The organism is Exiguobacterium sibiricum 7-3 (assembly GCF_000620865.1).
In the GTDB taxonomy this organism is placed as follows: domain Bacteria; phylum Bacillota; class Bacilli; order Exiguobacteriales; family Exiguobacteriaceae; genus Exiguobacterium_A; species Exiguobacterium_A sibiricum_A.
Genome location: NZ_KK211190.1, coordinates 2,146,668 through 2,162,289 on the forward strand (window position 1 = coordinate 2,146,668; position 15,622 = coordinate 2,162,289).

The following is a 15,622-nucleotide window of genomic DNA, read 5'->3' on the forward strand; positions in this document are numbered from 1 at the left end:
GACTAACATTAGATTACTAAAACCAATCTAAAATGTCAATAAATTATCTTAAAAAAGCAAAAAGGAATTTCTATTCAGAAATTCCTCTTCTTTCATGATTTTGTTCACGCTGTTCCAGAACGTTGTTCGAGTACTAAATCCGTAATATTGACGGCATGGTCACCAATCCGTTCTAAATTCGACAGCAAATCTACAAAAATCATGCCGGCTTGACCTGTACATTCGCCTGCGTTGACCCGTAAGACATGATGTTTCCGGAATGATCGTTCGAGTGAATCGAGCTTCCCTTCCAGTTCAAGTACTTGACGCGCCAGCGAAACATCGTCCGTTTCAACGGCTTTAATGGCTGTCCCAACGATTTTTTGGGTCAAGATGTACATTTCATCCAGTTCTTTTTTCGCCTTCTCAGTAAATGTAATCCGATTGACGATTTGGAAATCAACCAGTTCGATGACGTTTTCGACATGGTCACCAATTCGTTCAAAATCGTTGACCGCATGCATGAGAAGTGAGTGACCGTTTGATTCCCGTTCGGACAAGTCATGTGCTGCAACTTTAACAAGATAACTGGTCACTTCTGTGTTCAGATGATTGATGGCATACTCGATTTGACCTGCATCCGAGACATCTTTTTTATCATGCGATTGTGTATAACGATGTGCTTTCCCGAGTGCGTCTTTTGAGAATTCTCCCATTCGCAAGACTTCCAGTTTCGCCTGACTTAAAGCAAGTGACGATGACTGATTCAAGATGTTTTGATCGAGGTGCCGCGGTTTTGAATCGACGGTCGTATCCGTTCCCGGTACGACTTTTTGGACGAGCCAAGCAATTTGCGCGATGAACCAGCACTGAATCAACGTATTGACGACGTTAAATGTTCCGTGGGCAAAGGCAATCTGCATTTTTGGTTCAAGATTAAGCGCTCCTGTAATCCACGTGATAAAACTTGAGAACAGCGGTAAGGCAATCAAGAATAAAATCGTTCCGACAATATTGAAGATCACGTGTGCCGCCGCTGTACGTTTTGCAGCGATTGAAGCACCGAGTGCTGCCAGTACTGCAGTGATCGTTGTTCCGATGTTATCCCCAAACAAGACCGGTAATGCGGCTTTAATATCAATCATTCCACCATCGTATAATTCCTGCAGAATACCGATTGTCGCAGAGGATGACTGAACCAATATAGTAAAGACTGTTCCGACGAACACACCGAGCAACGGACTATCTGACATCGAGACCGTCAAATCACGGAACCATTCACTCGATTCAAGAGGTGCCATTCCGTCACCCATTAATGTCAATCCATAAAAGAGAGCTCCAAATCCAAAGAAGATTTGGCCAATGTATTGAATCCTTTCTTTATTGAAGAAGAAAATCAAGAATGCTCCGATTGCAATCGCAGGGAGTGCCGCTTCCTTCACGTTAAAGCCGATGATAAAAGCAGTGATTGTCGTTCCAATGTTCGCCCCCATGACGACACCAATGGCTTGACGTAAATTCATCAAGCCCGCACTCACTAAACCGACGACAATGACGGTTGTTCCGGATGACGACTGGATCAAGACCGTGACGACAATACCAGCCAAAATCCCGAGAAACGGGTTGGAGGTATATTTATCTAAAATGTACCGCAGACGGTCTCCCGCTGTTTTTTGAAGACCATCTCCCATATACTTAATACCGAATAGGAAAATACCCAGTCCACCGATAAAGGTGAAAATCATTTCCTGTAAATCATAGTTCATCTTGTCATCTCCTCATATACAAAGTGGAATTGATTTGTTCTTAAGAATTCATTATTTCAACCTCCCCTATTATGTAAAGGTCTAGTGAACTTGTAAATAGTTTTTCAGACATTCGATTGTTAAGGTTTTATTAATCTGTACCGATACAGATTAACCCTTTGAATAAAAGGTTTTTCATCAAATTAAATCTTGTTATAAAACAGAAGAAAGAGTGATTTAATTGCATTTTTTAAGTCAACTGATTAATTACTTACAAACTACCCTAATTCCAAACCGAGGATTTTTAAAGACCCGCCTTGCCGATGTATCCCTTTATTTTCGTGGATTAGCATGGATTTCCCTGTGGTCAACAATCATCGATAGTATTTTTCTTCAGCAATCGATTCCGTTCATCATTTGGTTCATCCTGCATTTCATCTTCATTGCAATCGCCATTTTGTTATACCTGTTATTTTTCTCTTATCTAAATCGCTGGTTCATTCAGTGGATTTTGCCAAGACCCTGGGCGTATCGCCAAGTGTTTCCTTATACTGTCGCTGCAAACATCTGGACTTTCCCGATTGGAGTTTTCCTTTACCAATTCGGATATCCGACTTTAGGAGCTGCATTCATTATCATCGGCCATCTCGTTTATTCGCTGACACCACTTCTGCTTGTTCGAAAAAAGAAAAAATCGTCCCGTCCGTCTTCTTGAAATCAGATGAATCACTGGATTTAAGAAAAAAGCGTCCGCCCGGCGACGGATTGACTTTCCACCATTCGTGTTAAACAATTGTAAATGTTCAATTTTCGTTCTTGTTTCTCGATTTTTAGGGAATAGTTCGATATGATAGTACAAGTAGTCATAAACAATCTGGCGTTATGCCACAAAAGGAGATTTTCGATATGCCGAAAATGGTCCATCGCTCTAAGACTCGTCCCGTTCGTGTTGGGGACCTTGTCATTGGTGGAAGTAATGAAGTCATCATTCAAAGTATGACGACAACAAAAACACACGACGTCGAAGCGACTGTCGCTGAAATTTTACGTCTAGAAGAAGCAGGATGCCAAATCGTCCGCGTTGCTTGTCCGGAAGAACGTGATGCGCTCGCACTTGCTGAAATCAAAAGCCGGATCAATATCCCGCTTGTCGTAGATATTCATTTCAACTATAAACTTGCTCTCATGGCGATCGAAGCGGGTGTCGATAAAATCCGAATCAACCCGGGTAACATCGGACGCCGCGAGAAAGTCGAAGCGGTCGTTACGGCAGCAAAAGCGAAAAACATTCCGATCCGGATTGGCGTCAATGCCGGTTCGCTCGAGAAACACATTCTTGAGAAATACGGTTATCCGACAGCTCGCGGGATGGTCGAAAGTGCTTTGCACCACATTAAGATTCTCGAGGATCTTGATTTCCACGATATCATCGTTTCCTTGAAAGCATCTGACGTTCAATTGGCGCTTGAAGCGTATCAGCTCGCTTCTGAATCATTTGATTACCCGCTGCACGTTGGAATCACGGAATCGGGTCCTTTACGGACAGGTTCATTAAAATCAGCTGCCGGTCTCGGTGCGATTCTATCACGTGGTATCGGTAACACAGTCCGTGTCTCCCTTTCTGCCGATCCGGTTGAAGAAGTCAAAGTCGCAAAAGAAGTCTTGAAATCATTTGGTCTTGCTGCAAACGCTGCAACGTTGATTTCTTGCCCAACATGCGGACGGATTGAAATCGACTTAATGGCAATTGCTGCAGAAATCGAAGACTATATCGATAAAATTCAAGTCAACATCAAAGTTGCCGTTCTCGGTTGTGCCGTCAACGGTCCTGGGGAAGCACGCGAAGCCGATATCGGAATTGCCGGCGCGCGTAACGAAGGATTATTGTTCCGTCACGGAGAAATCATCCGAAAAGTTCCAGAAGCAACGATGGTCGAAGAATTGAAAAAAGAAATCGATGCGATCGTTCTCGAAAAAGAAGCGGAAAAAGAAGCCGCAAAAACAAACTAAGCTTAAGTCAAAAGAGCCCTCTTCCTAGAGTGGCTCTTTTTTTCGTCTCCGCTTTTCGATTGTGTTATACTAGTGGCAGAAAATTTATAGAATGTTGGTGATGTAAGTGAAAATCGGAATTGATATTGATGGAACAATCACTCATCCTTCTTCGTGCTTTAACTATATGAATAAATACCTCGGGACATCGATTGATTTTGAGATGGCCTCTGAATACGAACTTCATACCTATACGGATATGGAGCAAATCGAGTTTTGGGAATTCATGGTCAAATCAGGTCATGAACTTGGCATCTATCGTGAATCCATCCCACAAGAACTCGTCAAACAACATCTATGGGCGTTACGTAAACAGTATGATCTTCACTATGTGACGGCACGGTCGGAAATTGTCCGCCCCGTAACCGAAGAATGGATCAAACAGCACGAGTTGCCACTTGATTCGTTAATCATGACCGGCTCACATGATAAAGTACAAGTCGTGCGTGATTTGTCACTCGATCTCTTCATGGAGGACCGACTTGAAAATGCGATTCAAATTGCGGAAGATACGTCGATTCCCGTTATTTTGTTTGATGCTCCTTATAATCGTCGTCCCGTCCCTGAAAATATCGTCCGTGTCTCGTCTTGGAATGAGGCCGTTCAACAAATTCATAAGTTTGCTCCAATTCGCTAAAACAGCCTTTATTGGCTGTTTTTTCTGTATGTTGTAGTTCAAATATCGTACAATGGTGGCAGATTCCAAATTATCTCATTTTATACATAGCGCTAAACATGAAAGGATTTTTTTATGCTATCGACCCTTAATATCTTTTTTCTGAATATCTGTATCATTTTTTTAGTTCTGTCCGTGACATTCTACCTCATGCGAAACCGGCTCCCCATTCAACGTGATTCAAAATTATCGACCCGTTTTTACTTTGGTTTAGCCAATGGTTTGACAGGCATCTTACTGATTCATAACTCGATTTTCCTTAATGGCGCTTTTATTGACTTACGGTTATTGCCACTCGCCTTATCCGCTTTATACGGTGGACCGATCAGTATCCTGACGACGGGTTTCCTGTTAATCACCTACCGGTTCCTACTCGATACGGGCGACTCTATGATTGCTTTGCAAAATTCCATCATTACGTTAGTCAGTTTCATCGGTCTTGTTTTGCTCTGTACACGGTTCATCAAACAAAAGGCGGCTTTATTTACGGTCATCGTCACGATTGGCTCTCTCCTCGTTTTGATTCGGATGTTTTTCAGTGCAGCAGAAAACAATGCATGGCAATCGATTTATGTCCCGTATTTTTTGATTACCACTTTTGCTTCCCTTCTGTTTTACCGGTTGTCCGGTATGTTGCAAGAGCATTTTGTCCTGTACTCATACCAATCCTACTTGGCTTCGACCGATCAATTGACACGACTTGCCAATCGTCATGTCATCATGGATAAAGTAGCGGTTTTTGAACAGGAGCAAGCTCCTTGGGGCGTCATCCTGTTTGATTTAGATTACTTCAAAGCCGTGAATGACGAATACGGACACGCCGTCGGAGATGCCGTGTTACGCCACTTTTCTGTTTTGCTGACCCAAGAATGTCCGGAAGACGTGACAGTCGGTCGATATGGCGGCGAGGAATTCATCGCCATCCTCCCGAACACATTCAAGGTTTCTCCTGTTCAATTGGCACAACAGATTGTTTCGACTGTAACGAAAACCCCTTTCGTTATGCAAGATCACGCACTTCCAATCACCGTCTCAGCCGGTGTTGCCTTTGCTCGACGTCAATCCGCAAGCACCGTTTTTAAACAGGCCGATGCTGCATTATATAAGGCAAAGAAAAACGGTCGAAATCAATCCCATCTGTATTCAAACTAAAACGGAAGTGACGTCAATCCGTCACTTCCGTTTGTTTCATTTGCAACAAGCAAATAATTTCCTCGAGGACAACAGGTTTTGCAAAAAAGTAACCTTGGAATAGATGAATGCCGATATTTTTGGCAATCCGAACCTCTTCGCCCGTCTCGACACCTTCTACGATACATTCAACGTGCATCGATTGACTGAGTTGGAAAATCGATTCTAAGATCGATCGCCGCTTTTCCGACTCTTCGACTTGTTCGATAAATTGTTTCGGTACTTTTAACTGACGAAGCGGTAAGAGCCTTTCGAGGACATGATACGAAGCATGCCCTGTACCGAAATCATCCAGCGATACCGGAAAGTCGAGTGTTTTGATTCGCCGTAACGCCCGCAGAATCGGCTGGCTCTCAAAATCAAGCGCCTGACTTTCCGTAATCTCGATTTTAATTTGTTTCGGCTGCAAGGAATACTTCAGTAACATCCGTTCGATGAACGGCATGAATGAATCATGTGTCAGTTGGCGTGGAGAAACATTCACGGACAAACTGAAGTCATCCGGAACAAGTCCGATCAGTCGCTTCCTCGTTTTACAGCCCTCCTCAAAAATCCATTCTCCGAGACGAATGATCAAGTCGCTTTTTTCTGCAATCGGAATGAAAACCGTGGGACGTCCTGCACCCGGGATGGGGCTGTTCCAACGCACTAGTGCTTCAAGACCAATAAATCGGTCCTGATCGGAATCATACTGTAATTGATATACGAGATAAAAATCTTGATTGATATCTGCTTGCGATAACGCTTGAGCCGCCTCGACCCGAAGTGCCTGTTCGTCTCTCCACTCTTCATTCAGGCACATGACTTTTTCTGAATTCCGGATGCTTTCGGGAAGTGCGGATGTAATCTGTTGAATCCGTTTTGTCATGCTGGATGGATGGACCGCCCCATCATCGATGACGATGTATAAATTGACGTAAATCTGATGCCGGTCGACTTGATAAGGAGCCGACATCTGTTGGCTGAGTCGCTCCATCTCTTCCTGACAAGACACGCCGGGAGGCTTTTCCATCACGACGACGAGGGTTCCACCCTCGACACGAACCATCCCTAAATGCGGTGGTAACAAGGTTTTAAGGCGTTCGATACAATCAAATAACACCTGTTCTTGAATCTCATCGCCGAAATAACGAGCCAACTCATAATAATTTTCAAGATGAACACCAACTAACAACAGTTGTTGATGATGCGGCCGGGCAAAACGTTCTTCCAATCCACGCATATTCAGGAGTTGTGTTTGTAAATCATGACGCGCTGCGTCATGTAATTGATTTGCCAGCACTTGAAGACGATCGAGATGGCGAAGGTGAAGATGATTAATGATAAAGGCAATACAAATCGCAATCCCGATCATTCCAAGTCTGGCATAGTGATCAGTTGGATCAATTTCGACTGAAACCGTCTCCGATCGGAGCATGACATATGCATTGGTCGCAACGATGATGACGACGGCATACCACATCATGATCCGGTCATACGCAATCAAGGCAATCATTAAAAATAAAAAGCAACTTGCCCATACCGTAACCGCCGCGTACGGCAACAAACTAATGGACGTAACCGGAATGATCAGAAACATGACAGATAACAAATGCGATTGATAACGGTTCGATAATCGACTGCGGCTGATTAAAAAGGTCATCAGACCAACGAGCACCAGTACGCTGACAATCGTTGATCGATTTAAGTACGCATTTTGAATCGTTTCATCCGTCGTGATCCAAAAAATAAGTGCTCCTGCACTCATCAAAAAAAAGGCAAAGTTGCCAATCCACCGTTGCTGATTCTGAACGATTTTATCCACTGTCTTGATGGGCATCGGTCTCCTCCTTTCTGAATTGGATAATTGTCTTAAACTTTTCGACATCACTTCATGATACTCCTGCACTCCCATTCCTAGCAATTATTTCCTAAAAAAAGACATGCCCCTTCATTTGTTCAAAGGAAACATGTCTGTTCATATTTTTCGCTAGTTAATAAGATCATCGTTTTCGACTTGACCTAGTTGTTCAATGACGTCTGTAGCGGTAATGCTGCTCGGATGAATTCGTTGTTCTACGTGTTTGGACGCTTGCGCATACCAAGATACCCCCATTGCAATCAGTCGTTCAAGCGATAACTGCTTGTAGTGTTTACGTTGCCCGAGCAAACTTGTAATCAGACCGAACAATGTATCGCCACTGCCGCCTTTTGCCAATCCGCTTGACGCCCCGGCAACCACGTAACCGCCGCCGTCTGGTTTTGCGATTAAGATCACATGCGCTTTTAAAACAACAGTCACTTGATGCAACATCGCATAATCACTTGCCTGTTCAAATAAATCGTCTTGGACGGTTTGAACGGATTGATTCGTCATCCGTGCAAATTCACCGATGTGCGGCGTGACGACAATTGCCGCTTTACGTTCCGGATAACGATCCCGGATCAATGCGCTCGCATCCAGGACGACCGGGATGTCTTGATCAAACAAAAGATCCAGCCAGTCCGAGACGGATTCCGAAGCTAAACCGGGTCCGATTCCAGCGACATCCACTTCTGTAACCATCTCTTGAATTGCTTCTGTCGTCTGATCGAGGACCATCGCTTCCGGAGCATTGACGATTAATCCGACTTGCGCCGTCGGAACAGTTGCGACCTGAAGCTTCCCGACGCCGGTTCGAAGAGCAGCACGTGCCGCCAGTTGAATCGAACCCGGCATGTTTTCGCTACCGCCAATCAATAACGCCGTGCCGTATGTTCCTTTATGACCGTATGCGTCACGGGTCAACAACGGTGCAATCGACTCAGAAAATAACTGCCATCCACCAAAGGCCGGTAACCCTAAATCAATCTTCTCCAGTCGCCCAAAAAACGGAGCGGTCTTCAACAAGAAAGCAGACCGTTTAAAGGCATGGAGCGAGAACGTCAAATCCGCTTTTATTCCCTGACCGGAAAACCCGATGGAATGATCGGTTGGAATGCCGCTCGGAACGTCAACGGCATACAGTGTTGCCCGTTGTTGCTGCTCACGCACCCAGTCAAACAAATCAGTCAGCGGTTTCGTCAGGCGGGATTGATCAAACCCCGTCCCAAACACAGCATCGACCATCACATCGTATTGGCCACACACTTCCTCTGCCACCAGACCAAATTTTTCGGCATAACGTTGGTGCAACAAAGCAGTCGGTGTTTTCGCCTCTCCAAACGGCGCATGAACCGTGACATCATAGCCGTCGCGTATCAGTTCACGCCCAATCACATACCCGTCTCCCCCATTATTACCTGTCCCACAGAGGATTAAGATCCGTTCTTTCCTGCCGTGGTTTTTCATGATGCGTTTAGCGATTTCGCTCCCCGCCCGTTCCATCAACACTTCAAGCGGCAAGCCGGATGTTTTTGCCCACTCATCGATTTGCCTTGCTTCCTGTGCCTCATAAATCATCTTCATCACCTCTGTTCGTCTTATTCCCCTTTTAGCTCATTTCAAGCAAAAAAAGCCCTTTGAACCATCAAAGGACTTTCCGGTATCCATTTACTTATTTTTGACAGGCTGCACAGCGGCCGTAGATTTCGAATTTATGGTCTTCGACTTCGAAGCCCGAATCTTTAATCGGAGCCACCCATTGCATCGGACAGACGTCCAATGTTTCTGTTTTTCCACATGTCCGGCAAATCAGATGGTGATGATGATGTCCCGATTGGCACGCAGCCCGGTACTTCATTTCTCCATCCAACTCCGTTGTCTCTAAAATCTCGATTTCCGCAAAATCATTTAAGTTCCGGTAAATCGTATCGTAGCTGAGTGACGGATGTGACAATCGCAATTCCTCTGCCACTTCCCGTGCACTGACATAGCGGTTGGCTTCAAAGAGATAAGCCAATAAATCAAGACGCTTAGGCGTCATTTTGAATCCGGATGCTTTCATCCGTTCACGCGCTTGTTCGATGTTTTTTTTCATGCAATTTCCCTCCGATCCAAAACCGTTCAATTATCATGACGAGAATAAGTTCTGCGACGGCGAGCATGACAATCATGCCACCCGGCGCTAAATCAAATTGATAAGCCAGAATCAAACCGGTAATCGTCGCGACTTCTCCAAACACGATGGCATAAAAAATCGTCGCTTTAAAACTTTTCGCAAGTCGAAGTGCGGCTGCGACCGGCAAGGTGATTAAGCTTGATACCAACAAAATCCCGACAACCCGCATACTGATTGCAATCACCAAGGCAACAACGATCATAAATAGAATGTGCACGAGCCGAAGACGAATGCCGGAAACCCGTGCCTGTTCCTCGTCAAACGACAAGAATAATAACTCCTTATAGAACGCAATCACAAATAAGATGACGACGCCTGTGACAATCAAAATCGTATAGACATCCGTCAAGGTGACAGCTGAAACCGTTCCGAATAAAAAGGACACAAGATCCATCGAAAAGCCGTTCGCCAAGCTGATGAAAATGGCGCCAAGTCCCATTCCCGTCGCCATGATAATCGGGATGGCAAGCTCTTGAAAATGTTTATATTTCGCACGAAGCCAATCAATCGTCAACGCCGCCATGACCGATGTCACGATTCCGAGATAGAGCGGATTCAAATCGGCAAGACTCGCAACCATACCGGATATCAATAGACTAAGGGCAATTCCTGCCAGTGTGACGTGTGATAACGCATCCGCAATCAAACTCATTCGCCGGACGACGACGAATGACCCGATCAACGGAGCCGTAAAACCAATCAATACTGCTGCGACAAGCGCATACTGTAAGAACTTTAATGTCATGAACGCTTCAATCACTGGACGACCTCCCCTTCATGGATAAGAACACGTCCTGGAACGGGATACAAGGACCGAATCGTCTGCTCATCCAGTTCCCAGTATTCTTTAATACCGCAATTACACCCAAGTCGTCCGTCGACGAGGTGAATTACATCCGTCACCAACTTGCTGACAAAGTGAATGTCATGTGTGACGAGAACAAAGGTCCGCTTTTTATCACGTCGTAGCTCTTCCAGGATTTCATAAAACTCTTTGACGTATCGTTGATCGACTCCGACTGTCGGCTCGTCTAAAATCATCAAATCAGGATCATTGACGAGGGCCCGTGCGATAAAGACCCGCTGTTGTTGTCCACCCGACAGGTCACCAACCTTTGAATCGCGCCGATCCCACATGCCGACTGTTTCAAGCGCCGTCTTTACTTTTTGACGGTCCAGTTTCGTCACCCGCCGAAATAATCCTTTTTTTGCATACAGCCCCATCTCAACGACTTCAGCGACTGTGACCGGAAATCCTGAATTGAACGCTGCTGCTTTTTGCGATACGTAACTGATCCGCCACCAGTCACTAAAAGCTGCTTGATCCTGTCCAAATAAACGAATCGACCCTTTGGGCTTTAGTAAACCAAGCATACATTTGATTAATGTCGATTTCCCGGATCCATTCTCTCCGACGATTGCCAGGAACTGTCCCTGTTGGACATTAAACGTCACTTCGTTTAAGACACGTCGATCCGGATAATCATATGTTAATTGTTTAATTTCAATAATAGGTTCTGTCATGTCTATTCTCTCCTTCCGTCTCATGTTAAAACGGAATAATTACGTCTTATCAACTGTCTTATTATAGCGCCAGCCTTCATTCGTTGCAACCGATGTAACTTTTTTGTGAATAGACGCTTTTAGGCAGATACACAAGGTACAATAAAAGGATACAAGCTGTCGTTTTCAGAATCACTGATTCGGGAAAAGATGGATTGAGTACTCAAAGGGGGCGGATTTGTTTTGAAGAATGAATTAGCAGTCATCGATATCGGGTCCAACTCGATCCGGTATGTCATTTTCCATCCAATCGATTCCGGTCGATACATCGAAACAATCAATGTTAAGGTCGTTGCTCGTCTCTCCGCTCATATTGATGCGAGCGGTGCACTCGATTCAATCGGAATCCGGTTACTGTGCGAAACGCTGCAGCGTTTTCACGAAATCGGCATTACCCATCACGTCGAAGAAACGATTTGTGTGGCGACAGCCGCCATTCGAAATGCCAGTAACCGACAGGACATCGTCTATGCTGTCGAACAGGAAACTCCATTTACGATGCGGGTTCTGTCTGATGAACAAGAAGCTTATTACGGCTACTTCGCGATCATCAATTCAACTTTCCTGACCGATGGCTACTCAGTCGATATCGGTGGTGGATCCATGGAAGTCACGTTGATTGAGAATCGGGAAATGGTTGCTTACCACAGCTTCCCTTTTGGTGCCGTCACGTTGACCCGTCAATTCCTCTCCGGAGAAACGATGACGTCAGGTGAACAAAAGAAACTGGTTAAGTTCTTACGTGAACAATTCGACGAAATTCCTTGGTTGAAAAACAAAAAGCTTCCACTGATTGGCGTTGGCGGATCGGCACGAAACTTCGTCCGCATTCATCAATCTACACTCGACTATCCTCTGCATGGTATCCATCAATATCAAGTCCGGTCAAAAGAGTTAGGAAAACTGATCGACGAATTAGAGGACAAAGCACCTAAACAATTGACCAAAGTCGAAGGATTATCCAAAGACCGGGTCGACATCTTCTTACCTGCGTTAATCGCGATTCATGAACTGGCACTACATATCGAGGCAGAGCAGTTCGTGATGAGTAATTACGGCTTACGGGAAGGTCTTGTCTACGAATATGATTTACGCGAGCAGGAACAACGGCGTATCGAGAATGTTCGCGAAGAAAGTCTTTATCAGCTGGAAAGTGATTACAAAGTCAATCGGGACCGGATGAACTATCTCGGGACAATCGCCAAATCGATTTACCGTCAATTGGTGACACTCGATATCATTCCGGATCGGGCTGCTGATTTACGATTACTGGATTCTGCCAGCCGCTTACTTTACTGCGGACAGTACATCAATCCGGATACCCGGTCCAATCAAACATTTTATCTTTTGACAAATACCGATTTAAAAGGAATGACGCATAAAGATCGTTTAGCTCTGGCGCTGGTCAGTTCGTATTCGTCTTCCAAACGGATGCAACAACTCTTAAAACCGTTTAAAGATTGGTTCACGGATAAATCCATCGAGCGTTTTGATTTACTCGGATCAATCCTTAAATTGACGGAGGCACTTGATGTGACAGAACGTCGTGCCGTCGACAGTCTCGAACTCGTCCTGGAAAAAGATAAAAAAGATATCCGCATCATTCTTGATACCGGTGATCACGATTACGGGTTTGAGGTCGAGAAGGCAGAAAAGCAAAAAAAACATCTGGAACGAATCATTGATCGATCCATTCAGTTTGACAATAAAGGAGGCGGCCTTACGTGAAGATTGACTCCCCTGAGTTTTTTAACAACCGGGAAATCAGCTGGTTACAATTCAACGAACGTGTCCTAGGAGAAGTGACGGATACGCGAAATCCCTTAATGGAACGGTTCAAGTTTTTAGGCATCTTCAGTTCCAATTTAGATGAATTTTATATGGTTCGAGTCGGTGGGTTGAAGGACGAAGTGCTGGCTGGATTCAATAAACCAGAAAATAAACAACAACTCACACCGAAACAACAGTTACGCGCCATCGCGACCAAAACAAAAGAACTTGTCGATCAACAATACGAAGCGTTTAAAGACGTCACCCAAGCGTTGAAGGCAGAGGGAATTTCTTTCCTGAAGCATGACGAGTTAAATGAAATGCAAGCAGAATATGTCAAAGCGTTCTTCAGAGAACAAGTCTTTCCGGTTTTGACGCCTGTTGCGGTCGATGCATACCGCCCGTTCCCGATGCTGTCGTCTAAATCGCTGAACATCGCGACGGCGCTTGAAGCGGAAGACGGATCAAAACGGAATCTGGCACTTGTTCAGGTCCCGGCCGTCCTGCCTCGTTTCGTTGATTTACCGGTGGATGATGAGGAAACGACAGCTGTAATTTTACTCGAAGATGTCATCATTTCCTTCATTGACTCTTTGTTTAAAGGCTATCGTGTCTTGTCAGCCATGCCGTTTCGGATTACACGAAACGCAGACTTACCGTTCCATGAAGAAGGAACCCATGACTTATTGAAGTTGATTGAAAAAGAACTGAAGAAACGACGTTGGGGAGTCGGGATTCGCCTGGAAATTCAGAAGAATGCCATTAATACAAACTTACTCAATATGTTACGCGATGTCCTCGACTTACAGGACCGGGATATCTATGCTGTCGATGGTCCGATTGATTTAACATTTGCCTTTGCATTTTACAGCCAAATTGGTGTGGAATACGATCATTTGATTTATCAGACTATCATGCCCGTCGAACCCCCGGCGCTTGAAAAATCAAAAAATTTATTTGATCAAATTCTGCAACAGGATTACTTGTTGCATCACCCGTATCATACGTTCGATCCCATCGTCCGGTTGATTGTGCAAGCCGCTAATGACCCAAACGTCTTGGCGATTAAACAAACGTTGTACAGGGTATCCGGAGACTCTCCGATCATCAAAGCATTGAAGACTGCTGCAGAGAATGGCAAACAGGTCACAGTGCTCGTCGAATTGAAAGCACGCTTTGACGAAGCGAAAAATATCGAGTGGGCCAAACAATTGGAAAAAGTAGGCGCTCACGTCATTTACGGTTACAGCGATTTAAAGACACACTCGAAAATTACATTGATCGTCCGGCTGCAGGAAGGTCGCATTCAACGGTTTGTCCATCTCGGAACAGGGAACTATAATGATTCCACGGCTAAACTATATACTGATATCGGTCTTTTGACGGCACGGGAACAAATTGCCGAAGATGCGACAAATTTCTTCAATTGGTTGTCCGGGTATGGCGAGCAACCTCAATGGAATGCCCTACACACCTCACCGAACTCGATGCTCGAGAAATTTTTATCATTGATTGATGAAGAAATCAAATATCATAAAAAACATGGCAATGGTCGAATCGTTGCCAAAATGAACAGTTTGACGGAAAAAGATATCATTCTGAAATTGTATCAAGCATCACGCGCCGGCGTCAGAATCGAATTGATTGTCCGCGGTGTCTGTTGTCTCCGCCCACAAATCAAAGGGGTCTCGGAAAATATTCGTGTCACGTCCGTCGTCGATCGCTATTTGGAACATTCCCGTATCTTTTACTTCCGCCATAATGGGGACGATTTGATTTACTGTTCCAGTGCCGATTGGATGACCCGTAATATGCGAAAACGGATTGAAATTCTTTTCCCAATCATTGACGAAGAACAGAAAAACTATATCAAGGATTGTTTGGCTTTGACGATGGCCGATAACGTAAAAGCACGTGAACAGGATGAATCCGGAAACTATCATTATGTGACGAAAGGCAAACAATCCTGTGAATCACAAATTCTCATTCAGCTCTATACGAACGGTAAACTAAAAGCAAAACCGTCTTTTGACAACCCACTCGAACAAAAATGGACACCGGTCGAGCGCACTGAAGAAAAGATTACCTTTGATCCAACCGCCGCTAAAAAATAATCGTTGTTTAACGTCAGACATCTTCATATAATAAGCATGTAAGCGGTTTTTTATATGAAGAAAGGACTGGACCTCATGCTTCAACAAATTTTATTATCTTTGCTAGCCGGTATCATCTGCGGTGTCGTCTTTACTGCTCTTAAATTACCAATCCCTGCTCCCCCCGTCTTTCCAGCTATCGTTGGGATTTTCGGTGTATTCCTTGGGATGAAAGTATTTTTATTCCTTGCCGATCGTTGGCCGTTTTGACGACGGATGAATCTGCATTCCACATAAAAAGCGTTTTTCTTCTCGTCGATAGAAGAAAAACGCTTTTTGTTATTTCTTTAATGCTTCCGCAATGACTCTGTCCCAATTGACGTCATCACATGCTGTTTGACATGTCGGCTCTACTTCACACGTCGCACATTTTCCTTTTTTCGCTTTTTTTGTAAAACGGATTAATGAAAAACCGGCATATCCAAAGACAAGCAGACCAATCAAAATATCAATCACATGCATCCTGCTTTCCTCCCT

The 15,622-nt window shown here is 44.6% G+C and carries 14 protein-coding genes; 7 read left to right on the forward strand and 7 right to left on the reverse strand.

Annotation, left to right across the window (positions count from 1 at the left end; all coding sequences use genetic code 11):
• Positions 1-104 precede the first annotated feature (104 nt).
• A complete protein-coding gene (locus tag P402_RS0112205) occupies positions 105-1,745 on the reverse strand; it encodes a Na/Pi cotransporter family protein (protein WP_026828952.1) in 1,641 nt (546 codons plus the stop codon).
• Positions 1,746-1,965: 220 nt separating this feature from the next.
• On the opposite strand from P402_RS0112205, the gene P402_RS0112210 reads away from it, so the two are divergent.
• The 4 genes from P402_RS0112210 to P402_RS0112225 all read left to right on the forward strand — a co-directional run bounded on the left by P402_RS0112210 (position 1,966) and on the right by P402_RS0112225 (position 5,601).
• The gene (locus tag P402_RS0112210) at positions 1,966-2,439 is read left to right on the forward strand and encodes a hypothetical protein (RefSeq protein WP_235188876.1); all 474 of its coding nucleotides are present in this window, start codon (positions 1,966-1,968) and stop codon (positions 2,437-2,439) included.
• Between the two features lie 191 nt (positions 2,440-2,630).
• Entirely contained in the window at positions 2,631-3,734 is a 1,104-nt protein-coding gene (ispG, locus tag P402_RS0112215) for a flavodoxin-dependent (E)-4-hydroxy-3-methylbut-2-enyl-diphosphate synthase (protein WP_026828954.1), read from the forward strand.
• Between the two features lie 106 nt (positions 3,735-3,840).
• On the forward strand, positions 3,841-4,410 hold the full coding sequence (locus P402_RS0112220; protein ID WP_081776653.1) for a 5' nucleotidase, NT5C type: 570 nt from the start codon (positions 3,841-3,843) through the stop codon (positions 4,408-4,410).
• 189 nt (positions 4,411-4,599) lie between these two features.
• Positions 4,600-5,601: a GGDEF domain-containing protein gene (locus P402_RS0112225; protein ID WP_160168618.1), complete on the forward strand. Its 1,002-nt coding sequence runs from the start codon at positions 4,600-4,602 to the stop codon at positions 5,599-5,601.
• A 13-nt stretch (positions 5,602-5,614) separates the two neighbouring features.
• On the opposite strand, the gene P402_RS0112230 is transcribed toward P402_RS0112225, so the two are convergent.
• The 5 genes from P402_RS0112230 to P402_RS0112250 form a co-directional block, all read right to left on the reverse strand.
• Positions 5,615-7,459: a bifunctional diguanylate cyclase/phosphodiesterase gene (locus P402_RS0112230; RefSeq protein ID WP_026828957.1), complete on the reverse strand. Its 1,845-nt coding sequence runs from the start codon at positions 7,457-7,459 to the stop codon at positions 5,615-5,617.
• Between the two features lie 150 nt (positions 7,460-7,609).
• Positions 7,610-9,061: an NAD(P)H-hydrate dehydratase gene (locus tag P402_RS0112235; protein WP_026828958.1), complete on the reverse strand. Its 1,452-nt coding sequence runs from the start codon at positions 9,059-9,061 to the stop codon at positions 7,610-7,612.
• Between the two features lie 94 nt (positions 9,062-9,155).
• Positions 9,156-9,578: a Fur family transcriptional regulator gene (locus P402_RS0112240; RefSeq protein WP_026828959.1), complete on the reverse strand. Its 423-nt coding sequence runs from the start codon at positions 9,576-9,578 to the stop codon at positions 9,156-9,158.
• The gene (locus P402_RS0112245) at positions 9,550-10,419 is read right to left on the reverse strand and encodes a metal ABC transporter permease (protein WP_026828960.1); all 870 of its coding nucleotides are present in this window, start codon (positions 10,417-10,419) and stop codon (positions 9,550-9,552) included. Before P402_RS0112245 ends, P402_RS0112240 begins: the two co-directional genes overlap by 29 nt.
• A complete protein-coding gene (locus tag P402_RS0112250) occupies positions 10,416-11,183 on the reverse strand; it encodes a metal ABC transporter ATP-binding protein (protein WP_026828961.1) in 768 nt (255 codons plus the stop codon). Before P402_RS0112250 ends, P402_RS0112245 begins: the two co-directional genes overlap by 4 nt.
• A 222-nt stretch (positions 11,184-11,405) precedes the next feature.
• Here P402_RS0112250 and P402_RS0112255 point away from each other — a divergent pair, with 222 nt between their 5' ends.
• The 3 genes from P402_RS0112255 (at position 11,406) to P402_RS16535 (ending at position 15,355) form a co-directional block, all read left to right on the forward strand.
• Positions 11,406-12,950: a Ppx/GppA family phosphatase gene (locus P402_RS0112255; RefSeq protein WP_026828962.1), complete on the forward strand. Its 1,545-nt coding sequence runs from the start codon at positions 11,406-11,408 to the stop codon at positions 12,948-12,950.
• A complete protein-coding gene (locus P402_RS0112260; protein WP_026828963.1) occupies positions 12,947-15,106 on the forward strand; it encodes an RNA degradosome polyphosphate kinase in 2,160 nt (719 codons plus the stop codon). The genes P402_RS0112255 and P402_RS0112260 overlap by 4 nt, the downstream gene beginning before the upstream one ends.
• A 75-nt stretch (positions 15,107-15,181) precedes the next feature.
• Positions 15,182-15,355 (forward strand): XapX domain-containing protein, encoded by a 174-nt coding sequence (locus P402_RS16535; RefSeq protein WP_012369749.1) that lies wholly within the window; start codon positions 15,182-15,184, stop codon positions 15,353-15,355.
• Positions 15,356-15,424: 69 nt separating this feature from the next.
• Here P402_RS16535 and P402_RS0112270 read toward each other — a convergent pair whose 3' ends face one another.
• Positions 15,425-15,607: a FeoB-associated Cys-rich membrane protein gene (locus tag P402_RS0112270; protein ID WP_026828964.1), complete on the reverse strand. Its 183-nt coding sequence runs from the start codon at positions 15,605-15,607 to the stop codon at positions 15,425-15,427.
• Positions 15,608-15,622: the final 15 nt, after the last annotated feature.